22 protein-coding genes are annotated in these 23,908 nt (G+C 42.0%); 7 read left to right on the top strand and 15 right to left on the bottom strand.

From position 1 onward, the window contains the following. Positions 1-367: 367 nt before the first annotated feature. On the bottom strand, positions 368-1,945 hold the full coding sequence (locus LDO37_RS19945; protein ID WP_126609377.1) for a S8 family peptidase: 1,578 nt from the start codon (positions 1,943-1,945) through the stop codon (positions 368-370). Between the two features lie 395 nt (positions 1,946-2,340). On the opposite strand from LDO37_RS19945, the gene LDO37_RS19940 reads away from it, so the two are divergent. Beyond that, on the top strand, positions 2,341-3,291 hold the full coding sequence (locus tag LDO37_RS19940; protein WP_126609376.1) for a bile acid:sodium symporter family protein: 951 nt from the start codon (positions 2,341-2,343) through the stop codon (positions 3,289-3,291). A gap of 66 nt (positions 3,292-3,357) precedes the next feature. Here LDO37_RS19940 and LDO37_RS19935 read toward each other — a convergent pair whose 3' ends face one another. Continuing rightward, positions 3,358-4,782 (bottom strand): sensor histidine kinase, encoded by a 1,425-nt coding sequence (locus tag LDO37_RS19935; RefSeq protein WP_126609375.1) that lies wholly within the window; start codon positions 4,780-4,782, stop codon positions 3,358-3,360. After that, entirely contained in the window at positions 4,760-5,440 is a 681-nt protein-coding gene (locus LDO37_RS19930) for a response regulator (RefSeq protein ID WP_101110597.1), read from the bottom strand. The genes LDO37_RS19935 and LDO37_RS19930 overlap by 23 nt, the downstream gene beginning before the upstream one ends. A gap of 160 nt (positions 5,441-5,600) precedes the next feature. Here LDO37_RS19930 and LDO37_RS19925 point away from each other — a divergent pair, with 160 nt between their 5' ends. The 3 genes from LDO37_RS19925 to LDO37_RS19915 all read left to right on the top strand — a co-directional run bounded on the left by LDO37_RS19925 (position 5,601) and on the right by LDO37_RS19915 (position 9,584). Beyond that, the gene (locus LDO37_RS19925) at positions 5,601-6,098 is read left to right on the top strand and encodes a GlcG/HbpS family heme-binding protein (RefSeq protein WP_101110243.1); all 498 of its coding nucleotides are present in this window, start codon (positions 5,601-5,603) and stop codon (positions 6,096-6,098) included. Positions 6,099-6,423: 325 nt separating this feature from the next. Further along, positions 6,424-8,124, top strand: coding sequence for a S8 family peptidase (locus LDO37_RS19920; protein ID WP_126609374.1), 1,701 nt, complete (start codon positions 6,424-6,426; stop codon positions 8,122-8,124). Between the two features lie 464 nt (positions 8,125-8,588). After that, positions 8,589-9,584 carry a trypsin-like serine protease gene (locus LDO37_RS19915; RefSeq protein WP_126610246.1) on the top strand — a complete coding sequence of 332 codons (996 nt, stop codon included), beginning with the start codon at positions 8,589-8,591 and terminating at the stop codon, positions 9,582-9,584. A gap of 92 nt (positions 9,585-9,676) precedes the next feature. Here the strand turns inward: LDO37_RS19915 and LDO37_RS19910 are convergent, their stop codons facing one another. Continuing rightward, a complete protein-coding gene (locus tag LDO37_RS19910) occupies positions 9,677-10,276 on the bottom strand; it encodes a hypothetical protein (RefSeq protein WP_224055772.1) in 600 nt (199 codons plus the stop codon). Positions 10,277-10,966: 690 nt separating this feature from the next. On the opposite strand from LDO37_RS19910, the gene LDO37_RS19905 reads away from it, so the two are divergent. Beyond that, positions 10,967-11,314, top strand: a complete 348-nt coding sequence (locus LDO37_RS19905; protein ID WP_126609797.1) for a hypothetical protein — start codon at positions 10,967-10,969, stop codon at positions 11,312-11,314. Between the two features lie 60 nt (positions 11,315-11,374). Here the strand turns inward: LDO37_RS19905 and LDO37_RS19900 are convergent, their stop codons facing one another. Together LDO37_RS19900 and LDO37_RS19895 are read right to left on the bottom strand one after the other, a co-directional pair. After that, positions 11,375-11,920, bottom strand: a complete 546-nt coding sequence (locus LDO37_RS19900) for an AAA family ATPase (RefSeq protein WP_126609796.1) — start codon at positions 11,918-11,920, stop codon at positions 11,375-11,377. 122 nt (positions 11,921-12,042) lie between these two features. After that, the gene (locus tag LDO37_RS19895; RefSeq protein ID WP_126609795.1) at positions 12,043-12,609 is read right to left on the bottom strand and encodes a helix-turn-helix domain-containing protein; all 567 of its coding nucleotides are present in this window, start codon (positions 12,607-12,609) and stop codon (positions 12,043-12,045) included. Positions 12,610-12,697: 88 nt separating this feature from the next. Between LDO37_RS19895 and LDO37_RS19890 the strand changes: the two genes are divergently transcribed. Further along, positions 12,698-13,888: a benzoate/H(+) symporter BenE family transporter gene (locus LDO37_RS19890; protein WP_126609794.1), complete on the top strand. Its 1,191-nt coding sequence runs from the start codon at positions 12,698-12,700 to the stop codon at positions 13,886-13,888. A 218-nt stretch (positions 13,889-14,106) separates the two neighbouring features. Here the strand turns inward: LDO37_RS19890 and LDO37_RS19885 are convergent, their stop codons facing one another. The 3 genes from LDO37_RS19885 to LDO37_RS19875 all read right to left on the bottom strand — a co-directional run bounded on the left by LDO37_RS19885 (position 14,107) and on the right by LDO37_RS19875 (position 17,048). Beyond that, positions 14,107-14,679, bottom strand: coding sequence for a hypothetical protein (locus tag LDO37_RS19885; protein ID WP_126609793.1), 573 nt, complete (start codon positions 14,677-14,679; stop codon positions 14,107-14,109). A 114-nt stretch (positions 14,680-14,793) separates the two neighbouring features. Next, positions 14,794-16,041 carry a DUF3644 domain-containing protein gene (locus LDO37_RS19880; RefSeq protein WP_126609792.1) on the bottom strand — a complete coding sequence of 416 codons (1,248 nt, stop codon included), beginning with the start codon at positions 16,039-16,041 and terminating at the stop codon, positions 14,794-14,796. Between the two features lie 41 nt (positions 16,042-16,082). Next, the gene (locus LDO37_RS19875) at positions 16,083-17,048 is read right to left on the bottom strand and encodes a hypothetical protein (RefSeq protein WP_126609791.1); all 966 of its coding nucleotides are present in this window, start codon (positions 17,046-17,048) and stop codon (positions 16,083-16,085) included. Positions 17,049-17,598: 550 nt separating this feature from the next. Between LDO37_RS19875 and LDO37_RS19870 the strand changes: the two genes are divergently transcribed. Then, on the top strand, positions 17,599-18,090 hold the full coding sequence (locus tag LDO37_RS19870) for a VOC family protein (protein WP_126606882.1): 492 nt from the start codon (positions 17,599-17,601) through the stop codon (positions 18,088-18,090). Positions 18,091-18,212: 122 nt separating this feature from the next. Here LDO37_RS19870 and LDO37_RS19865 read toward each other — a convergent pair whose 3' ends face one another. The 6 genes from LDO37_RS19865 to LDO37_RS19840 all read right to left on the bottom strand — a co-directional run bounded on the left by LDO37_RS19865 (position 18,213) and on the right by LDO37_RS19840 (position 23,805). Beyond that, entirely contained in the window at positions 18,213-19,115 is a 903-nt protein-coding gene (locus tag LDO37_RS19865; RefSeq protein ID WP_126606881.1) for a LysR family transcriptional regulator, read from the bottom strand. A gap of 168 nt (positions 19,116-19,283) precedes the next feature. Further along, positions 19,284-19,607, bottom strand: coding sequence for a Fis family transcriptional regulator (locus LDO37_RS19860; protein WP_126606880.1), 324 nt, complete (start codon positions 19,605-19,607; stop codon positions 19,284-19,286). Between the two features lie 280 nt (positions 19,608-19,887). Continuing rightward, entirely contained in the window at positions 19,888-20,382 is a 495-nt protein-coding gene (fabA, locus tag LDO37_RS19855; RefSeq protein WP_126606879.1) for a bifunctional 3-hydroxydecanoyl-ACP dehydratase/trans-2-decenoyl-ACP isomerase, read from the bottom strand. Between the two features lie 130 nt (positions 20,383-20,512). Then, a protein-coding gene (locus LDO37_RS19850; protein WP_224055256.1) for an IS3 family transposase occupies positions 20,513-21,666 on the bottom strand; the annotation gives its coding sequence in 2 pieces (ribosomal slippage) (positions 20,513-21,420 and positions 21,420-21,666; 1,155 coding nt in all). Positions 21,667-21,725: 59 nt separating this feature from the next. After that, on the bottom strand, positions 21,726-22,484 hold the full coding sequence (locus tag LDO37_RS19845) for a helix-turn-helix domain-containing protein (protein WP_126606890.1): 759 nt from the start codon (positions 22,482-22,484) through the stop codon (positions 21,726-21,728). A 457-nt stretch (positions 22,485-22,941) separates the two neighbouring features. Next, positions 22,942-23,805, bottom strand: a complete 864-nt coding sequence (locus LDO37_RS19840) for an AEC family transporter (RefSeq protein ID WP_224055771.1) — start codon at positions 23,803-23,805, stop codon at positions 22,942-22,944. Between the last annotated feature and the right edge of the window lie 103 nt (positions 23,806-23,908).

The following is a 23,908-nucleotide window of genomic DNA, read 5'->3' as shown; positions in this document are numbered from 1 at the left end:
TACCCAAGTGACCTCAAGGTGCAGGATTCAGAGCCTCATATTCTGTTTCAATTCAAGGAAAAGAACGCTGTGGAATGACGAGTCCTTTCCAAGTTCTTTGACGAGGAAGTGAGGCAGAATATGGGCTCCCAAGGGCGAGTTTAACTGGCTTTCATACTGCGTTACCGATTCTTGATTTAGAATGACTAGATCTTCAAATCGATGCCTTGCCTGAAAGCCAGTTCCCTATTCTTTGGTAAGGAAGCCGCTGAACCAAGCATCTTGAGGTTACTTGGGTATATTAAGAGGGAAAACAGAAAAGGATGGTTTAGCGAGTAAACCATCCTTAAAAGGTAAAATTTAGTTATCTAAAAATTGCGTTAATCTTCTAATAACTCGCTTTCAAACTCACACCATTGGCTGCTCGGTACCCTCTCAACATGATGAAGTAGCGACCGCTTTTCGTGCTAGTTACGGTGCAGGTTTCGCTGTTGCCGTTACGGTATGGACGACAATCCCATGAACTGGTTGTCGGTTTGGCGCCAAAACGCGTGTACAAGTCAGCATCACCTGTTCCACCACTTATCGTTACAGATAGGCGTCGGCCAGCAGGAACGTCAATGTAATAATGCTCTTGTCCACCTTGAGTTAAACTGATGTTTGTTTCTGCCTTACCGTTCGTTAACTTGCCATCACCTGGGTTTGCACAATCGGGTTCACAATTGCTGTCACTCAGGCTATAAAGCAGCTTGTTCACAGAGCCTTTGGTGTCTTTAACCTTACCGACTGTCGCGCGTTGAGTGATCAAGTTAGAAATCGCAGCAGGAGAAAGGTATCGATTTGCTTGCAGGTAAAGCGCTGCAACGCCGGCTACGTGTGGTGTTGCCATAGATGTACCACTGATGGTTTTGTAGCTGCCGTCATACCAAGCCGATGTAATGCTAGAGCCCGGAGCGAAGACATCCACACAGCTACCCCAGTTAGAAAAGCTTGAACGGCTATCACTGCGAGTCGTTGAACCTACCGTTACACCAGTAGCGGCACGAGCTGGTGAAGAATTACACGCATTGGCATTGTCGTTACCCGCTGCCAGCATAAAACTCACGCCTGATTTCACAGCGTTTGCCACTGCACGATCTAATGCCGTAGACACGCCACCACCCAAACTCATATTGGCAACAGATGGACCAGACGCGTTTGCCGCTACCCAGTCCACACCGGCGATAACTCCTGAAGTAGAACCGGTACCAGTACAGCTCAAGACTCGGACACCAACAATATTCACGTTTTTCGCGACACCGTATTTCGCACCGCCAATGGTACCTGCAACGTGTGTACCATGACCGTTACAGTCGGTTGAGTCGGCGTCGTTATCGATAAAGTCGTAACCCGAAACGGAGCGACCGCCGAATTCTGGGTGTGTATTGGTCACACCCGTATCGATGACGTACGCGGTAACACCTGAGCCGTCGTAGTTGTAACTGTAGTTGCTATTCAATGGAAGATTGCGCTGATCAATTCTGTCTAGCCCCCAAGTTGCACTCCCTTGGTTTGCATTGGCAGAGATAAGAGGATCAATAGAAATGATTCGGTCTTGCTCAATAAACTCGACTCGCTGGTCGGCACGTAGCGAATCAAGCTGATCTTCTGATAACGTTGCAACAAAGCCACTGATTGAACGGTCGAACACTTTGTCGACCTCCACAGCCTGCTCCGTCACTAAGCTTGATACCGTTTGTTGAGTAAAGGTTTGGATTGATTCAGGGTTACTTGCCACTGAGAAAGGCTGTTTCAATACCACAATGTACTGATTTTTGACCCCTTGGCTTTCAGGTGCAGACACCAAAGGTGCCAGCGTTTGACCTTCTGAAGTAAAGCCTTGTTCTTCATTATTTTGTGCGTAGCCTGACGTTGAAATCACCGCAAATGAAGCGGCGATACAGCAACCTAGTACTTTCTTTAACATACTGTTTTCCTGTGATTATTCTAATTTATATGATACATAAATATTTGTTATTACTAACAAATTTGATAGTTCGAATACCATGTGAGCATGGCTTCTTTTTTCACAATCAAAGTTACGCACCAATGAAACTAATTGCATTTATAAATCAGAGTAAACAGTCGAAAATGGGATTGCTTTACCTTAATTAGCAGTTCAATTTCGGTCAGTTTCTATTCAACTGAGACAGTCATCTAAATTAGGATTTATATCGCCATCAATTGGAAATTACGTGCTAAGGCACCAGTGAAAATCGTTCATAACAACACTTCCCTCTGTTTTCTGGTCATGATCTATACACCACAGCAAATTTAGTGGATTATCGATCGTCCAAATGAACTAACACACATATATTCACTATGCTTAAAACAATCATTAATTGGTTTCCCTTATGGGCTATCTTGGGCTCAGTGGCGGCTTTTTCTGTACCTCATATTTTCGTTCCTCTAAAAAGCCAGATAGTTCCTCTACTCACCATCATCATGCTTTCTATGGGGCTAACGCTTAAATTAGAAGATTTTCGTCGTCTTTCTTCTAACGTAAAAGCTGTCGGGGTGGGTGTCTTTCTCCAGTTCTCGGTAATGCCTCTTACCGCATTCATCATCGCCTTAGCGTTCAATATGAACGATTCTCTCACCATCGGCATGGTCTTGGTTGGCAGTGTGGCGGGAGGAACAGCATCGAACGTGATTTGCTATCTCGCAAAGGGAAATGTCGCGTTGTCTATCACCATGACGGCAGTGTCTACCCTGTTAGGCGTGTTAATGACACCGTTTCTTGTTGACCTATTTTTGGGTATTAAAGTCGATGTACCTGTCACTCAAATGGTATTCAGCCTCATTAAAATTGTGCTGGTGCCTGTCAGTATTGGTGTGTTGATCAATCATTTATTTCACAAGCCTATCGAACGAATTAGCCCAGTTTTACCTCTGATTTCTATGGCTGCCATTGTGTTAGCGATTGCGATTATCGTAGCACTAAATCGAGATCAAATTGCCGATGTCGGTGCTTGGGTATTGATTGCCGTGGTGATTCACAACGGGGTAGGATTAGCCGCAGGATACAGCGCATGCCGCTTATTAGGGTTTGACAGAACTACCTGTAAAACTGTTGCCATCGAAGTGGGTTTACAAAATTCTGGGCTCGCCACCGCGCTTGCCCTTAAGTTTTTCACGCCCCTTTCAGCGCTACCCGCTGGAATTTTCTCGATTTGGCACAACCTTTCTGGTTCCGTGCTGGCGTATTTCTGGTCGAAAGATAGTGCGCAACCTGATGGTGAAGAAAACTTGAAAGAGCAGGCATCGTCCTAGTTCTTAGAAACATCAGCCGTTAGCAAAACTTAGTGCTAGCGGCTGATGGACTTGCTGATAAATCAATTACGCTTCCACCACTTCTAACACAATGTTAAAGCAGCTCCCTTTTCCCAGCTCCGACTCCACTGAAATCAATCCATTTAGGCTATCAACCATGGCTTTGGTTAACGACAGCCCCAACCCGTAGCCGTGCGTTAAGTTTCTGCTTTCGTCGACTCGGAATAAACGTTTAAAGATCAACTCATGGAATTCCGGCTCAATGCCAATACCCGTGTCTGCGATAGAAATTTGGTATTGGTGTGCCGTATTAATCGCCGTAGAAAGGGTCACGGTTCCGCCTTCTGGCGTGTACTTCAAAGCATTATCCAACACGTTAACAATAATTTGCGTTAGCTTATTGGCATCGGCTTTCGCTAAATGGCTATCCGCCAATTCCAGATTCAACGTAATACCGTTTACCTCTGCGATGTCTTCATACCAACTTGCGACCGTTTTCACGATGGTATTGGGGTCGATGTTTTCCAACAGGGTTGGCTTTTTCCCCGTTAACTCGTCATTAAGCTTCATTAGTGCCGTGAGCAAGTTATTAGCTTGGGTTGAGTTCTCTGCGCAATCGCTAAGGGCTTGGGTAAGCGTAGTATTCGACTGTATAAGGTGCTCTGGTGTTGGGGAAAGGTTAGGGAGAGACAGCGCCTTTTCTGCGGTTAAGTGAATGCGAGTCAGTGGTGTTCGTAAATCGTGTGCAATGGCGTCCAGCGTTCTATCGAGTGTCGTAATGCAGGTTGTCAGCTTGCTCAACATGTTATGAACACTGCTGTAAAGCAAAGCAAACCCCCCATTCACGTTCCCTACGTGGGTTGTAGCGATGTCACTTAAATTGCCTTCATCTAAGCGTTGAATATCCTCTGCTAGATGGGATAACGGGCGCAATGTTTTGGTTAACAGCCGATGCACCAATAGAGCAGTGATCAATGCCAATAGCACCACAGAAAAACACGTGATCAGCCAGTTTTTTAACGCCGAAGCATAACGAGAATTCAAATCCACTATTAAGCGAAAGACCTGTTTTTTGCCCGTCAGTTGAATCGCGAGATGAGGCTGCGTGAGAAAGTAAGCAAAATTCTGAGAATCCCAATCCATCACCGACTTTTCCAGCCCGTACATAGGAAATTCATCACCCGCTAGATAATTCAGCGCACCTTTCTCGTCCGACAAATACACAGCAATATGGTTTTCATACAATCGCTGTTGATTAGATTCGATGACATGCACCAATTTTTCGTCCGATTCGTAGGTAAGAATGCGTTGGTACTCCGTCGATAAGCTGTGCAGATATTTCTTCTCCTCTTGATACGAGTCGAAGAAAAACACAATGCCGATCAACATTAAGATCACCACCAAGCCTCCAAATAGCAGAGTCATAAACTGGGTAAACAGCTGCTTTTTGGCTTGTTGCAGCGCCAACTCAATGTTCTGCTTTGAGGACATACCCTACCCCTCGAATAGTATGAATAAGCGACTGGTCAAAGCCTTTATCCAATTTGGCTCGCAAGCGGCAAACCAATACATCCACTACGTTGGTTTGAGGATCGAATTGATACCCCCAAACCGATTCCAAAATATTGGTTTTCGACAGCACCATTTCTGGGTTCTGCAACAGCAAATACGCCAGCGCAAATTCTCGCTGGTTTAAGGCAATCGCTTTGCCACTGCGCTTTAAATCCCGCTTAAGAGGATCGAGCTCCACATCGCGGTATTTTAGAGTGTTGTTTTGGGTAGACGAGACCGACATTCGACGCAATAAGGTTTGGCAACGCACCAACAATTCGCTGAATGCAAACGGCTTAATTAAGTAATCATCTGCCCCAGCCTTTAGCCCTTGCACTCTCTCTTCTACCGAATGTTTGGCGCTTAATATGATCACAGGCATCGCGTGCCCTTCACCACGAAGCTCAGATAAAATCTGAAAGCCATCCTTCCCGGGGAGCATAATGTCGAGAATCAGAATATCGAACGGTTCACTTTTGGCAAGATGCGCACCATCTAGCCCATTAGCAGTGTGAGTAACGCTGTACCCTTCTTGCTCTAAACCTTGAATAACAAAATCAGCGATAAAGCTGTCGTCTTCAATGAGTAACACTCTCACTCTGGCTTCCTTTTTAATAACCTTCGGGGAAAATTCTAACAGCTTTTTTGCGGATAATTTGAACATTACAAGTTTGTAATCTTGGTGAAAGCATTCCGTAATTCCGCTTCTTATAGGATGGGTTCGTCAAACAAAAACCGTCAATAATGAGGAAGAAAAAATGAACATCAAACACACTGCTCTAGCTGCTGCACTTACGTTAACTGGATTGATGAGCACCAATGCTTTCGCCGCAGAAAATAAGACCGTGAACGTCGCTAACATTGCTTCACAAACCGCGTTTAAATTAGCGATGGAATCGGTACACCAATGCCATTCACAAGGTTACCGTGTGAGCACCACGGTTGTGGATACCGCCGGACGAGTCGTGGCGCAGCTTCGCGCTGACAACGCAGGCACTCACACACTAGAAAGCTCACGTAAGAAAGCGTTCACCGCTGTGAGCATGAAGCAACCAACAGCAAACCTAATGAAGACCATTTCAGAAAAACCGATTCTGCAACCATTGAAAGACATGGACGACAACCTATTGCTATTGGCGGGCGGTATTCCACTCAAAGTGAATAACCAAATCATCGGCGCAATCGGCGTGGGTGGTGCTCCGGGTGGTCACCTTGATGTTGCTTGTGCAGAAGCAGCGATTAAAAAAGTGCTCTAATACCCCGAGCCTAAAGAAATTGCTCTAACAAACTGATTTTAAAGAACAATAATGGGAGGCTTATGCCTCCCATTTAAGGGATGTATATCAAAGAACTTGGAAAGGACTCGTCATCCCACTGCATTCTTTTTCTTGAACTGAAACAGTATATAAAGCTCTGAATCCTGCATCTTGAGGTCTCTTGAGTATGGTACTTTTCATATGAAATACATTGCATTATGGAATCAGTTGCGCATTTCATAAACATGGCGAATGATATTCAACTCTATCCATTTTATCTTCAGGTCGCTTTTTAAGCACATAATGATAAAAGGATGCAAACACAATGAATAAAGGATATAAACTTTCAGCGCTCGCGATAGCCGTTACCGCGTGCAGCAGCTTCTCTGCCTTAGCTAACGTTGGTGAAGACCCTATCAACTCCCCTTTCATAAAAAATGTGAAAGGCACCATCGTTGAAGATCACTCTTCTCACCCCGTTCAGCGCAATGAGCTTTCACGCAATATGTTCAGCGACCCAGCCGCCCACCGCGGCGATTGGTTCAATGCTTCGCCAAACTCTTCTGTGATTCAAGGCTCTGGTGTCGATTTCGTTTACGACCACCTTATGCCACCGCTTCAGCCTCAACCTATCATTGTGGCGGTACTGGATTCAGGTGTGGATGTTGAACACGAAGACTTGAAAAATAAGCTGTGGACTAACGAAGATGAAATCCCAGACAATGGCATCGACGACGATGGTAATGGATACATCGATGATGTTCATGGCTGGAACTTCTTGGGGAACTCACTTGGCATCAACATGGATCACGACACCCTAGAAGTGACCCGTGAATACAAAAAGTACCTCCGCCTTAAAGAAGCAGGGTACTGGATCCCGCCGAAAAAGCGCGCCTACTACGAAGGTGTGGAAGCCAATTACTTAGAATCGGTAACCTACTACCAAAACGCATTAGATGAAGTTAACCAAGCCATTGTTCAAGCGAATCAGTACAAAGCCGATATTTTGGCTGTTGTCGAACACACCGATTTCACGAAAGAAGGGCTTCAAGTACTGCTGACGCATTCCGACCCAGCAGTGGTTGTTGCCGCGCAAGGTCTGCTTACTGTGTTTGAAAAGTGGCGCTCGTTTGACTACCTCGATTCGCGTTTAAGCCGCTATCAAGAATCCATTAACTACCACTACAACCTAGACTTTGATCCTCGTAGAGACATTGTGATGGACGACCCAAGAAACCCTTGGGAAAGAGGCTATGGTAACAACGACGTGAAAGGACCTGTCGGCAGACACGGTACACACGTCGCCGGTATTATTGCCGCAGAACGGGGAAATAATGTGGGTGTAGATGGCGTAGCAGATTACGCACAGATCATGGCAGTACGCATGGTTCCAAATGGTGATGAGCGCGATAAAGACATCGCCAATGCGGTTCGTTATGCTGTCGATAACGGCGCGAAAATCATCAACATGAGCTTTGGTAAAAGCTACTCACCTCGCAAATACATTGTTGATAACGCCTTCCTCTACGCTGCCAGCAAAGGCGTATTGATTGTTCACTCTGCGGGTAACAGCCGTAACGACAACGACATCAAGCCAAGCTATCCAAACCGATTCGCTAAATACTACGCTTCTTACCCTATCCCTACGTGGATGGATGTAGGTGCTTCGTCGAAATTGGCAGATGAAACCTTGGTTACTTACTTCAGTAGCTTTGGGCAGAAATCCGTTGATGTTTTTGCACCGGGTCACCGAGTGTTATCGACCACGCCAGACAACACTTACGCGGCGTACAGTGGCACAAGTATGGCTGCGCCAGTTGTTTCTGGTGTCGCGGCACTCATTTGGTCTCGTTACCCTGATTTATCAGCAAAAGAGCTAAAAGAGTTGCTGAAGGATTACTCAACAACGTACCCAGAGCTGCTGGTTAAGAAACCTTCTTCACCAGAAACTTTGGTTCCATTTAGCAGCCTGTCTAGTTCAGGTGGTGTAGTGAGTGCAGAAGCTGTCTTCGCTGAGTTGGATTAGTCGATATAGCTCAATGCTGAAAAACCATTCTTTTATGGATTGAAGCATTATTCGTTAAAACGCCCGATGTGCTGCATCGGGCGTTTTGTTGTTTTCAAATACACTTCCACTATCTTTAGTGATATTAAGTCCAAATTTATTCTGCTAGAAGAATGTCAATTAATGTTTATAACTTCCAACCTGTGATCTCCACTCCTTTTATTACAACAAACAAACTTCGTACTATCGCAATCAGTTGAAATTCACGTTCAACCCAATCAATATATCGTCATCGTAAATAAAGAAGATAATAAAAAATATAATTACACAAATAAAACTAATTTAAAGTAATTAAAAAACAATAAAATTATTTAACTAGTATCTTCATAGATTTTCTAAATCAATAAATAAAACTAAGAATAATATTTACTAATAAATATTACTTAGTACCTACACGCCTTAATAAAAAACACAAAGGAATAACTATGAAAAAAAATAGCATGCTGACTTACTTTGTTCCAATCGCTACTATTACAGCGGTTTATTCTTCTCAAGCTCACGCTGTTTATAACGGGGTCGAAGTGGTACCTCAAGACGAGTCTTACATGGTTTACTTGCTGGGTGCAGGAACGACGTGCAGTGGAGCACTCATCGCTCCAAACACCGTTCTAACCGCTGCACATTGCGCTTTCGACAATTTGAACGCTCATTTTCTATATTCCAAAAATAAAGATGGGACTGTAAATGGTGAAAGCAGAAAAGTAGTTAAAGCTCATTCAATTAACCACTTATACACTTTTGATGATCCTAGAAAGTACTACGACATCGCGATTTTAGAGCTTGAAGGCACACCTGACCACGTTGAGTTTCTTCCAGTTGCTTCAGGCAGTATTCCATTGGGTGCCGAAGTTTACCCACTCGGGTATTCTTCAGGTCAATTGAAAAAGATGCCTGTTCCTGCGAGAGTTGCGGCAACAGAGAACTCTAAAGCTTATTACATCGAGGCGTATTTCTCCCAATGCCCTAACTCCCCTAATTATTCAAATACTTACTACAACCAACCAAGTGTGAAAGGAGACGAGGCTAGGTGCAATTATTTGGAATATGCGTTCGAAAATAGAAGAGAACCTATAAGCCAAACACAATATACAATTAGTGTTGAAAACCCGTCTTTACCTCCTTCTCATCCAAATTATTCTTTAGATGAAAGTAGCGGTTTTGTCACTAAATACGGCAGCACGAGAGGTGATAGTGGAGGTCCGCTTATATTTGATGGCAAAATTTATGGGGTAGCAAGCTCCGTTGCCAACATTTACTCAGCACCACACAACGTAGCTACCTTCTATGAAGGTTTGGGTCGCGAAGGAGCCTACAATTGGATCGTTGAAACGGTGAAAGATATTCAGACACGAGTAACAGCAACTAGCTTATCGTCAGAAGAAAAACCGGAGTTTAGACCAATTATCTTCCCTGATTACTAAATCTTTAACTTGCTGAATTGTAGAATGCCAGTCAATTAGTTGACTGGCATTATTATTAAATTTCAATATCCTACCCAATCCCTAAAGATAAGCTACTCACTGCAAGAACCTAAAAATTCTTCTAACTTCGTATTTGAAAAAGGGAGTTCACTTAAATATTTAGAATTTAAGATAGAAAGTGTTGCAACGATTTGTTCATCCGAGAAGCTATCAAAATCAACGTTAGGGAAATCACCAAAGGATCCTTTTTTTATTTCGTTTCTGCACATTTCATCAATATTGATCATCTCTCTGACTCTATCTTTAGAATGTAACGCGCTAAAGCAAGCATTTGTTCCGTCTACCTTAATGGTTTTAACGTAGTTAAGTGATACTTCTATACCTGCCGCTGCGAGATCAATGTAGTGATCTTGCAATAACAAATGTGGATTCCTCGTTAACGCTTTAGCAGATTTGTCGAAATTTAACCCCCAACCAAACTCCATTATACAGCGGTGCTCTTTTTTTAACTCCATGTATTTTTTCGTAGGGTTTAGTGAATTTTTAAGCTCATCCATTAGAGTCACGTAGTTACTAATATCCCTTTTTGGTTCTTCTTTTTCACCCATGTAAAAATATATTGCAGCAGAAACTATTGCTAACACTATTATCGTTACGAGAAAATAAATAAGACGATCAAATATGGTTTTCAAAATAAATACTCACATTACATAAATGTTTAGGTGTTCATAGCGCTGGATGTTTTACGAACCCCGTTTCTCACAGAAGAGTACGGAAAAATTTTCAGCGAACAATACCTTTTATCGATAAATGAGATATAGAACTCTATACCCAAGTGACCTCAAGGTGCTAGGTTCAGCGAGAGTTAACTGGCTTTCAGGCAAGGCATCGATTTGAAGATCTAGTGGTTCTAAATCAAGAATCGATAACACAGTATGAAAGCCAGTTAAACTCGCCCTTGGGAGCCCATATTCTGCCCCACTTCATCGTCTAAGTACTTGGAAATGACTCGTCATTCCGCTGCGTTCCTGATTTTGAAGTAGAAAGGCTTGAATTGAAACAGAATATGAGGCTCTGAATCCTGTACCTTGAGGTCACTTGGGTATATACATATAAAAAGTTTCGATTTCCGCTTTCTTTTCAAGCTCATTTTTTGAAAAACCCACTAATTTATAGATGACTATACCTAAGCCTTTGTAATCACCTCAGCAAAAAGCGACCTTTATTCAAAATCTGACTTTTACATTTCTACAGCCATAAGCTTTAAAGATGTAATTAATCAATAATCTGGCAACATGCGAACGTTTTATGGAAAAGCTTGGGATTAAACATCAAGCATTTCCGCTTTGAATACTTCGCTTGAGTAAAGGTAATTAGAAATTATGTATAAATTTGTTGTTGTTTCCCTTCTCTCTTTCATACCCACGATTAGTGCAGCGGGTAGTTGGACCAATGGCCAGCAAGAGGTTAAGGACATTATATGGAAATCCGGTCGGTCTGGTTTTTCTGTTGATGCCTCTCTCTTTCACGATCCTGAAAAATGCCAATGGACGTCTAAAGAAAACGTGTATCTGATTTCTCCAACGCTGGAAAATCAGATGCCCAATGCCGCCAACAGACTTTTTACCATGATGCTGGATGCGCAAACCAACGAGAAAAAGCTAACTGTATTTGTCGACGGTTGTGTAGACCAACAACCCAGAATTACAGGCTTAAAACTCAGTAAATAAGGCGTATTTAGCGCGCTGGATCAGCCATATAGGAAGGGCATAAGTAGCTTGTGTGCAGAATCACGCTTGATATCCATCTTTTAGCTTACCAATGATGAACTCTGCCCTTTCTAAAACAGAAACCTTAGGGACTTCAATTAAGTCATAGCCAAACCTTGTATACGCGTTCATCATCGCATGATAGGTAGCCACTGCTTCAATAAAGTCCTGTTTTCTCTCGGTATCATTTGCATAGATTTCTTTCCAAGGAGGAAAAATGAAAACTTGACGGCAATAATTTAGTTCACGACATTTGGATAATAAAAGTTCTGAGATGGGTATTTTTTCAAGCGTACTGTATCCATACGAATCAATGATACTCCGGTCGTATAGTGTAATTTCAGCATCGTTATAGCACTCATAATTATTGATTTCTTCAAGAACCATTTCATCTCGGAATGCTGCCTTATCAAGCCAAGGCAACGCTGTACCTTGTGATTTCATTTGGGCTTGGATAACTTTTCGCCCAACTTCCGGCGCACTTTGGTAACCCAATTGGCATAAAAGCTCGATAACTGAAGTCTTTCCAGCCCCCGGTCCACCTGTAAAGACAACTCGATTGTTCAAATAACACTCCATAGACTACTAGCATTTCATACGTGACAGCTATTAGATTTAATATGGGTAAATCAATTAATATTCAAAAATACGATACATTGCGGACACTCCTAATGGCGTAATATTTGCCCCTACTGCTTACTCTCAGGGTAATGAATCACATTATGAAATACGGCATTTTCCTTTCCGATATTTTTGTAACCATGAATCTGGTTAGCATTGAAGCGAACGGCTTGTCCTGCCTTTAATGTATGCCATTCACCATCAAACAACACCGCTAGTTCACCGGAAATACATAAAATGTGTTCGGTAACACCAAGGTTATGTGGGGGAGATTCGTGCTGATAACTGGGGACAAGAGTCAGTTCAAATATCTCAAATCCGAGTGCGGGCTCGAAAGGAAACAATAAGCTAACGAAAAAGCCAACGTTGTATTCTTCACGCCTTAGTTCATTCGCATCCCTGAATAGGCTAGTAAGCTCACTGTTTGAACTGGTTGTGATAAAACTCGAAAATGACACCTCGAACCCTGACGCTATTTGCCATAGCTTTGCCACCGTAGGGCTTGATTCACCACGTTCTATTTGACCTAGCATCGCTTTACTGACACCCGTTTCTTTCGCGGCCCTATCTAAGCTCCAACCTTTGTCACTACGGAGACGCTTTAAGTTATCACCAACATTTATTTCTTTTTGCATATTTTCTCTACAAATAGATTGTGCGTTATAACGCACAAGTGCTAGATTGAACCTATGGACGTTATAACGCACATAGGAAAAAATTAACATGGCTAAACTAAAAATTTCCCACGTTAGTACCGGCTTTATTGCCGTTTTCATTGGTTATGCGAGTGCCGCAGCGATTATTTTCCAAGCGGCGATGAGTGCAGGTGCTACTGACGCGCAAGTAGCTTCATGGTTCTGGGCGCTGGGTATTGGTATGGGGGTAACCACAATCTTGCTCTCGTTTTACTACAAAAAACCTGTCGTTACCGCTTGGTCGACACCCGGAGCAGCGTTGTTAATTACATCTCTTGAAGGGTTGACGATGAATCAGGCAGTGGCTGTGTTTTTGTTTAGTTCGTTGTTAATTACGCTAGTTGGCTTAGCCGGAATATTTGAAAAAGTACTTAAACAGATCCCTACATCCATCGCCTCCGCTATGTTGGCGGGGATTTTATTACAATTTGGCTTGGGTCTATTTACGTCTTTGATGGAAGAAGTCCATATTGTTGCTGTTATGTTGGCGGTGTTTATTCTGGCCAAAGTTCGGCTCGGAAACTTGCTGATCCCAAGTATTTTTATCATCGCCCTAGTCATGTGTGTAGGTTTAGGCAAGCTCGATGTCAGTCAGGTGACGATAGGCTTAACCACGCCCGAATTCATTGCTCCAGAGTTTGAATTTTTCTCGTTGTTCAGTGTTGGGATACCACTGTTTATCGTCACCATGGCCTCGCAGAATTTACTAGGATTTGCAGTATTGAAAGCGAATGGCTACCAAGTCGATTCCTCAAAAGTCATTACAGTGACAGGTGTGGCTGGCCTATTGTCGGCTCCGTTTGGTGGTTTTGCTTTTAATCTTGCGGCCATCACAGGCGCTATTTGTATGGGGGCTAATGCAGATGAAAACCCGAAGACACGTTATATGGCAGGGGTTTCGACGGGGGTGTTTTACCTATTAGCAGGCATTATGGGGATGTCCTTTTTTTCCCTGTTTAGCGCCGTACCTGAAGCAGTTGTTATTGCGGTTGCAGGTCTTGCAATAATGCCGACGCTAATGAACTGCTTAGCGGTGTCGATGGCAGATAATCAATGCCGAGAGCCAGCACTATTTACATTTTTATTCACCGCTTCTGGTATCGACTTATTGGGCATTGGCAGTGCTTTTTGGGGGCTATGTACCGGGCTGAGCTTCTACTGGTTTTACAACTATAAGGCTAGTGCGGGTCCAAAAAATAGCCCTTCGTCGACTCAATAATTGCTGAAAGGGAAGGAGAAATAGAGGGGACACTCACTCTAAGAAAACAACCATTGAGAAGAAGCTTTAGTGCCTTGAAATTAGGTTGGCATAGGAGGCTGATGCCTCCTTTTTTTTAACACGTTATTGGACAAAAACGATTTAGGAAATTGCCGTAAACCGATTTAATCAGATTAGAAATAGTATCTTGAAACCTTAAACGCTTGTATGGCTGAAATTTACAAAGAGTCCCTAATCGTTTTAAAAGCCTGTTTACCACTATCCTGAATCCAACAGATTTCATGTGCAAATGAACTAAGAAAGTCGTTGTTGCTATCTTCATCGGAGTAGTCATGTTTTTGAATTCGTTCTAGGTAACCCTCAAATATTTCTGTTAGGTGCTTTGTGTCCATACTTTTATCTATTTCTGCAATTAATCCAAGTCGTTGCATCCGTAGTACTGCGAGTTGAAAGTTTGAGTCATGTAGGGCCTGCTTTTCAAAATTTAGTTTTTCAGACTCTCGTGAAATTACATCGTTGGCTTCTGCTCTTGTCTCTTTAGGTGCATTTCGTGTTTCGAATGCCAACTTACTGCTATGAAAGAAAAAAGAAAAATTTTGCATATATCCTTGCACAACCAAGTAATAGCAATCTTCCGCTTCTAAAACCGCATTTAATTTTGGTCCCAAGAGTTGCTGCTTTTTCCAGCTCAATAATGTGATTAACGCAATAACCGCTGCTGCAATAGTAAACAATGCAGCAACAAAGTTAACTAGTGCTACTATTTCCGTATTCAAAAACTCAAACTTCAATTTATCAACCTACTACTATTTCTGCTAACGCCTGCTTAAGGGCTAAGTGAACGCGTGCTATGTTTGAGCGAAGCGAGTTCGGCACGCGTTTACGAATCCCACTTAAAACAACTGTTAATTGGCTTTTTTCACTTTTGCCAACACCTCTGGCTTTTTCAGCTCAGTCGTCAAGAATGTTACCCATTGCTTTGTGTATAAATATCCATCAAAACCCTCAATAAATGATGCATACTCACCTTTAAAAGCTGGTGCATTATCGCGAGGACGAGCTTCGAAATACTTCCAACACTTCGTATGAAGTGGCATGTTGAAAAACGGAAGTTTCTCACGGACAAGAGCCATTACTTTTGATGGTTTTAATTTGTATGGATTTTCAATACCTTTAATAAACGCTACACCCTGTTCGTAGTTTTGCAGTTCTTCTTCGGTGAGTTTGTTTACATTAATAAACTCAACAGCGATATCAGATGATTTAGCATGGTTGCCAAGCTTAGGAACTAACATAGCGCGAATACGATATTGTTGACTCTCAACTATGTTGTCTTCTAAGTCAGCGCGATAAGTTTCCATATAATGGCGAACAACTTTGTAGTTTTCTTTTTGGAGCTGTTTCATCGCATCAATTTGGGCTTGTTCAGATATGCGACTTAGTTGCATAGCAATAGCTAGGTTTGTACATAGTGCATGGGAGTCACCAAACTCTTCTGCTAACAAGTTTTCAAAATTAATGAGAGCAGCTTGGCACTCACCTGCAACCGCAAGGTCTATGGCAGGAAGGCTGCGATGTTCGATTTTGTTTCTTAGTCCAATCAAAAATTGAAGGTTATACTTCTCTGGACGTTCAACGCCATTCCAATACTGATTACAGCACTCCATTAGTTCCCACGCTTTTTCTTCGCCGTCGATAATGACGGGCTTCCCATCTCTTAGGTGGAAGTAATCAATGCCTTTCTTTTCAAAAATTGCGTGAAACAGTGCTGTATAAGCAATAACAATATTTACGATATAACCATAGGTTTTAAACTCAGTGTATGGATTGTTGTATGTTGATACTGCTAGTAATGCAAACTCTCTAGCTTTATGTAGTAACATACCTTTCGCAGACTGGTCTGCTACTCGTTGTAACTTTTGACTATGGACTGCCCTAAACTCATCTTTACTAAGGAATTTAATCCCAGTAGTGAGGTAATGAGAACCATCCTTTTGGACATATTGATGCCAGCGCTTTGATGGGTATGTACCACAGGTCTGCTTTTTCCAACCAGTAGCTTTAGCCAATTCATCAATTGTAAACGACTCGCCCTCATTTTCTTTTGAGGAAAGAAACTTATAAGCCAAATCTACTTTATCGTATCTACTCAATCCTATTACTCCTCACGGATTTAAAGCCAATTAATACCCCGTTATATTTCAAGAACGATGGGGTCAATAGATAACCTAGAGTTATCGGATATATCCTCAACAAACTCAGCCCATGCCCCCCTCTCGACTCTTCGGCTGCAATAATGTGATGTAGACCTAATGAAACCAATAGATACATCGTACAAATCTTGAATGAATTCTTCGATCGTAGCTTCATTGTTATCACCGTATGATAAAAATATAGAGTCGCGATAGTTAGCTTTTCCACGGTAACGAAATGCCTGAATAAGAAAGTTTACTTGCCCCTTTTCTAGTGCACGATCGCGAACTTCACGAGCAGCTTTCGTACGAAAGTTGTCAACACCCAGTGCTTTGAAATCACGAGAAGTTCTTACTCTTTCTTCTGTTTCCCATTTTTTATAACCATGAGTTCCCTTTAGATACGAAACCAATGCGCCATGAGCCGTTTCATTATCATAAGCCCTATCATTTAAATCGTAACGATTGCTCCCTCTATACGCCGTTATTTCAGCATCAGCAGTTTTGGAAACTAAGCTAGTTAGAAGAAGGTTGAATGGGTAAGGGATCAGTTCTTTTTCCGCGATGTCTGATTGCCATACTTTCGCTGTAGCTGTGTGCGTTTCTTGAATAGAACCAGAAGATGCTGCAACCATCGCACTAGCGGAAAAATAGATACTGTAATACCAAGATATAATGGCTGAACGACATATATCATATTTGTCTCCGGCATCTTCATTCATGCTCTTGAGGGAAGACAGATTATGTAAAGCCATCATTGTATTTTCAAACACAAGCGTGTCAGCTTCACGATTAACAGGTCTCCGTTGAACCCGAGCATATAAGTCACTTAATTTATCGTCAGCACAAACACCATCGTTAACAACTTCGGCAAGAGTCCTCATCCAGTTTACAGTGCCCTGAAATGCAAAGCGTGGCTCTGCCTGATCACCAGCTTCAAATAACCTGTCCAATAGCCACTTACTCATGATAATCCTCCGAAAATATAACGCTTTATAGACAGAATTTTTCCGCATTTCTATTTCGTCTATGTTGCAGCTATTCATTATGAAACTCAACTAGTATCAAGCTTTAGTTTGAATCGACCACACATCACAAGAGAAACTACGTAAAATTTCCGTGTTACACCGCAGTACTTGGATTAGATTAATTTGGTCTTAACTGAAACGTTCAAAGAACGAGCTTGGTGGCTCTAAAAAGCTTTGGGGCAGAACTGAGCTAGCCAATACAGCTAGCTCAATGTTAGACACTTATGAGTTATCTTTTTTATAAATTAGTCTTTCTCAAATTACCTTGGCTATTACAAACCCTAGTCAGTTTGCCAAATCCACTACGCCACTACACATGCACAAAATACTTCGATGTGAAGACCTATCTAGCTTTCTTACCCTCTAACAATATCCATAACCAAATATTATCATCTAAATAAAAAATGATAATTTTCACCAATTCATTCGCCCCCATATACTCCCTTCTATCGAAATAGAGCTGCAAAATTAACGGTACTGGGAGCAAATTATGAAAATGAATCACGTTGGTATCATGGTTGGTGATATGGACAAAGCGGTTGAGTTTTATACTAAAGCGCTAGGTCTTCGTATTGTAATGAGCAACACTAAAGTGATTGAAGAACGAGAATCTGCGATTGGCCGTATGTGTATTGCGGTATTCGGTGAAGGTTTTAAAGGCTTTAACATCGCCCACCTAGTAACAACGGATGGTATCGGTGTTGAATTGTTTGAGATGAAAGATCGTCAAGAACGTCATGAAGTAGACTTCTCTCGCCTAGGTATCTTCCATTTCTGCTTGCAGCTACCTAAAGAGCAGTTTGATACTGCAATCAAGCGTGTTGAAGAGTATGGCGGTAAAGTTCGTATGGACATCATGCGTTACCACCCAGAAGACGAGTTAAAGCAAGCACAAATGGTTTATCTGGAAGACCCGTTTGGCAACCTGTTCGAGTTCTACTCACACTCTTACGAAGACACTTACGCTTCAGACTATGAATAAGTAAACACCTAAAGCAAAAGGTTGGCTGTTATGCCAACCTTTTTGTGTTCATTCCTAGGTAAGATCTAGCCAGAACCATGACATATAAGGGCATAACGCAACTATCTTTTGAATAGTGGTTCTTAACTCACTTCACCCATATCAAAAGAGTTCTCGATAACTTTAATGACTTGTTCATAACGCTTAGCAAGTGGTGAATTAAGCTTGCTCACCAAGTACACAGGCTCTTGCCTCTCTGCGGTAATATTGAATATTTTTAGCTGTTCTTTGGCAGCGAATAAGTCGACACACCACCGAGGAACCACTGTAAAACCAATGCCCTTCGCTATAGGAACTAATATTTGATGCACTTGGTTAATGTAGCTTTGTGTAGAAACCTCATCCAAATCGACCAAACGAAGCAAATCGTTATTGGCTTGATTAACATAAGTTTGGAAATAGTGAGCCAGATCTGGGTGACGAACTACGCCTAACTCCATTAATAATTCATTGATAGGTAAGCTTTCGTCTGCGGAAAGCGGTAGCACAAGGGCAAGACACTCTGCACCAATTATACGGCTCGAAAAGTATTTGGGATTGGGTTCTTTTGTTACTAGACCTATATCCAATTTTCCTTGTAGTATCTGCTCAAAGATACGTTGGTTTGGTGTGGCTTCTAACTCAATGGATAAGTCTGGATAACTCGCTTGCAAAGAAAGTAAATCTGAATAGATCAACCAAGCGAAAGTGCCCGAACAGCCAATGGTACAGCGGCCTCGGAAAGGTTCGTCGTGTGCTAGATTTTGTAATAAATCAAACTCTTCTTCAAAGTGTTTGACGGCATAATCGTAAACTTTACGCCCATAGATGGTTAACTCAAACTTCTTGTTAAATCTCTTTATTAGGGGATAACCGCATGCAGTTTCTAGTTTATTGATGTGCTGGCTTACCCCAGGTTGCGTCATGTGGAGCAACTCGGCCGTTTTGGTGAAATGTCCGACATCGACCAGTGTTTTAAAAGTGTTAAGCCAAATAGGATTGAGCATGGTTAGAAACCAATAATTATTAATAAATACGTTTTCAATAAATACTGATTATATCGAAAGCCACCCTTTGTGTCCCTATCGTTCAGAGAGAACGACAGCTCGGATATACCGCTAGGCTCTATATTAATATTCGTTATATAAAGCCTTAGATTCTCACTCCAAACTTCATCACTTTTTCTGATAACCGGACTCGCGCTTTTTCTGTATATCGTAACTGATTAGCTTATCTACGTTCTTTAGCTGAACCCCAACCTTGTTAAACGTCTTTTGGATAGCTGTTGAAACATGAAGCTGCCCTTCTCCCATTAAAAAGTTCGCTCTATCTTGAATAGTGTCGAATACGCAGACGATTTTTAAGCTCTGTGGAAAAGAAGAGTATTTGACCGTATGAGTCACCCAAAGAAAACCGTCGTAGCCTTTTAACGTATCTTCACAAACTTCGGTTAACACCTCTCTAATTTGATTTTCGATCTTCTTATCTGATTTACGCATAAAGCAAACTTCCTATTTAACATCTTTAAAAACGTTTTTGGTCAACATTGTCTTAAACAGCATTGGGCACTGTGGCTATTTCAAATGCAGAGCAGTGATAGTAACACTTGATAAACTTACCGTGTGATATTGGTAATGGATGAGTAAGCCAAACAAGAGGATTTGAGTTTGAAGTCTGCCGATTTTTAGCTCATAAAAGGGGCACTTTCGAATTTAAAAGTGCCACAGGTAAAAACTCAGACCACGAAGGTATTTGGATAAATCATTACTATGCCTTCAATTATGGGTTGGAAACTAACCCCACCCTGAGATCTTTAGCTTCATAAATTACCTCACCATTGTGCAGCACAAAACCGTCAGCTATTCCGAGAGGCATCGGCTTCTTGAACACGCGTTTAATATCAAGTTTATACTGGACACTACCCGCATCTGGAAAAATCTGACCTGAAAACTTTACTTCACCGACTCCAAGCGCTCGTCCTTTACCTTGTAGACCTGACCAACCTAGAAACACCCCCAGTAATTGCCAAAGCGCATCTAAACCAAGGCAACCTGGCATAACTGGATCTCCTTTAAAGTGGCATTTAAAGAACCAGTGCGTTGGATCTATCAAAAATTCTGCCTCCAACATGCCTTTGTTGTACCTTCCATTCTCCTTCGTTATTTTTGTAATCCGATCGATCATCAGCATCTCATCACTTGGAAGGGTTGCATTTCCCTTACCGAAAAAGTTCCCACCAGACATCTTAATAATCTGTTCTTGAGTAAACTGCATTTTTAAATCCTTATGATTAAACTGCTTTTTTACTCATTATTCCTAACTGTGTATTGGAAAAATCGGACATCATTTGAGAGTGCAGCCCATTCGGGGTGTTTGATCTGCTCCAGCAAGACTGGACACTTCATTAAGCGACATTTTGCTGTTCAAAGTTAACTGGGCTTAGATACCCAAGAGCACTGTGCCTTCTCATCCGATTATAATCAACCTCAATGTACTCGAAGACCGTTTGGCGCATCTCATTTCTTGTCATGATCGGTTCGTATTGGATCGCCTCGACTTTCATAGAATGGAAGAAGCTCTCAACACACGCATTATCCCAACAGTTTCCTTTTCTACTCATACTTTGTTTTAGGTTATAAGCACTTATTATGTCCCTATAGTCTTTTGAGCAATACTGGCTACCTCGATCACTATGGACAGTAACATGCTCAGGGAACCCTCGACGGAACAGAGCCATTGATAATGCATCGCAGACCAGAGTTGCCGTCATCCTCGTATCCATTGACCAACCGATCACTTGTCGTGAGTAAAGGTCGATGATGACAGCCAGATACAACCAGCCTTCGCTCGTGGCAAGATACGTGATATCTCCCGCCCATTTTTGATTCGGAGCCGTTGCGTTAAAGTCTTGAGCTAGCAAGTTCGGCGCTACGGGCATCTTATGCTTGCTATCCGTCGTACATTTAAACTTGCGTGCCGCTTTCGGCGTTAAATCCTGACGCTTCATACTGGCGGCAATGGTTTTAACATTACGGCTATCCCCATTCTCAGCTAGCTCTTTCTGGATGCGCCTTGAGCCATCACGCCCCTTACTATTGTCAAAAGCTTTTTTGACTTTTTCATCAAGCTTTTGGCGTATTGCCTCACGCTGGATGGCCTTGTGGCGATGCTTAATCCAGTAATAGAACCCACTTCGTGAAACTTCGAACACCTTAGCCATGCGGACCACATTGAAACACAGAAGGTGTTCTAGCATAAATTCATAGCAATCTACTTTAGATTTTTCGCGAAGTAGGTGGCGGCCTTTTTTACGATATCTAGCTCTTCAGCTTGCTCAGCCAATTGCCTTTTGAGCTTGGCGACTTCGGCAGCGAGATCTCTTTCACGCTGACTGGTACTGGTGTCTTTTTTAATTGCCTTACGCCAACCGTAGATCTGGGATTCATGCAACCCGAGCTGCCTCGCTGCCGCAGCAACTCCCACTTTCTCTGATAGCTTCAAAGCTTCTGCCTTAAATTCAGGGGAATGTTTAATTCTAGTTTTTTTGTTAGTTGTCATTGTTCACCTCGTTAGTGATTGTACTCACTTAACTTGGTGTCCAAAACTGCTGGGGCGGATCAGTTCGACATAAAGCGTCTGTAGTCATTTGTAAAATGAGATTGGTCGTAATAGCCAAGTTCGAGTGCAACTTCAGAGAGAGGGGATTCTGAAAGCCACGTATTACGGCATGCGCACTGCAACCGAATAGTTTGAATCATTGCTTTGGTACTTAAGCCTGTGTGCTTGCGGAAAACACGATTGAGCTGTCGCGCGCTTAGATTTACTTTCTCGGCAAGAGTTGAAACTAAAATACATCCCTTATTCTCAAAGATTACGTTCACAGCCTCGATAAGTTTTGAGTTTTGGTTTGGTGAAAGCCTTTGAATTAGCCAACTATCACAAATTTGTGCTCGTTCATCAAAACCTGACTTCTGATAAATCTGTGTATGTAAGTCTCCTGTCTCACGCCAAATGGGCTCATGAGTTATTGGTTTAGATGTGATATCTGGAAAGCGGTCTATTGTGAAGCGTTTTAGCATGCCAGGGTAGAAACGCACTCCAAAATATTGACCTGATTGCGTAATATTTACTTCGAATGACTCTCTGCACACTCCTAAAATCATTACACCGCACGGTGAAATATAAAAAGCTTCCATTCCGTCTGGCACTACTTTGTACTGTAGTGGACCTGTAGTCGTAACTTGTATATATGAGTGAACAATACCCTTTAGTTCATCACAAGGGGGACGCTCTTTTATCGTGATATTTTGACTCGCTGCAATCTTACTATCTAATTGCGGCTGAAATGGCTCGTATGGATTGATAGGGCTGTCCATGTAGAAGTACCTTTAAAACCTGACTGGTCGTCCTTGTTTAACTAGGCTACAGCTATTAGGAAAAATAAGTCAAATGCATCTGAATGCTTAAAGAGATGAAGTAAGTGCCAACTCAATTCGGGGAAAAAACGAATGAGGCAATCTGTAGATTAGGTTTCGTTGCTTTACCTAAGGGCTTCTGTACGGAGGAACTGAATCGCGGTCTATTGATTGAACAGCATTTAGATTGTCTATTGGCACCTTTAACCATCTATATCCATCATCGTTCAATCAGCTTTCATACTCACCTAATAATGTTACTCGTAGACTTTATGCGTCAGAAGGTATTTTCGTAACTCATTAAATAGAGCAAATTGAGCTCGCTGGATCAGCAATTGAGAAAAAGTTTTATTGGATTAGGAAAGGAGGCTGATGCCTCCTTTTTTGATGAAAAATGATTTTATATCAAAAACTTAAGTTAATTAGGTAGATAATGGAGAACTACACCATAAACCGCAATAGCAAATAAGCTGGCAACTGTCTCTATTGAAATTCTAGCAGCACTGGTTCCCGTGCCTAAATAAGATGTTTCTAAAACAATGATATTTGCAGCAGGCGGAAGGAGGCATATCAAGAAAAGCCATAACATCTGCTCGCTCATTATGTGTGTGTCAAATTGTGAGTAGGTAACCATTACCATCAATAACGCGACTCCCAATATGAGAATACGAAAAAGATAAGTTTTGGTGTAAGTCAAAGCGTCGCAACGTTTTAAAGTAGTCTCCGATAACCAAATACCCAGTACCATCATCCCCAGAAAACTCATGAGAAATTTGCTTACCTGATAAATTGAACCAGCGTAGCTTTCAACCCAATGATTAAAGGGGATGAGCAAACAGCCAACAACAAGTGCAACGACAGGAGGCGACCTAAATATCGTTATAAAAGAGCGCTGAGTTTTAGAAAGGAAGTTAGCTCCAATAGAATTGCCAAAAATTGAACTACCAATGTAGACCGCCAATACAAATCTAGCTGCCTCTTCCCCAAACAGCGTATGGGCAATGGGTAACCCCAACCAACCTATGTTTAAATAACAAAAACATAGACTCCGCACCGCATCTTTTCCGAAACGTTGTTTACCAAAAAATAATATTAAGGTGATAACAAAAGTCAGTACTATCACCCACACCATTTGTTCTAAGTGGAGTGAGATATTCCAAATGATGACCAGTGGGATAACCAATTTAGTCAGAATTTGGGATGCTATCGCTTTAAGGTTCAGACGCGTTTTTCCGACGCAGAAGCCAACAAGTAGATAAATAAATGGCATAAATGACATCATGAATAATGGGTCTCTTTACTTAATTCTTCTTTGATCGTTTTGCCCGTTGGGATACAGCATTGTTTATCCTATCAACCAGCAACTGGAACTACTTGGTTCTAAA

It is taken from the genome of Vibrio penaeicida (genome assembly GCF_019977755.1).
Classification (GTDB): domain Bacteria; phylum Pseudomonadota; class Gammaproteobacteria; order Enterobacterales; family Vibrionaceae; genus Vibrio; species Vibrio penaeicida.
The sequence above is the reverse complement of the archived record's forward strand: the minus strand, read 5'-3'. Positions and strand labels throughout refer to the sequence as shown.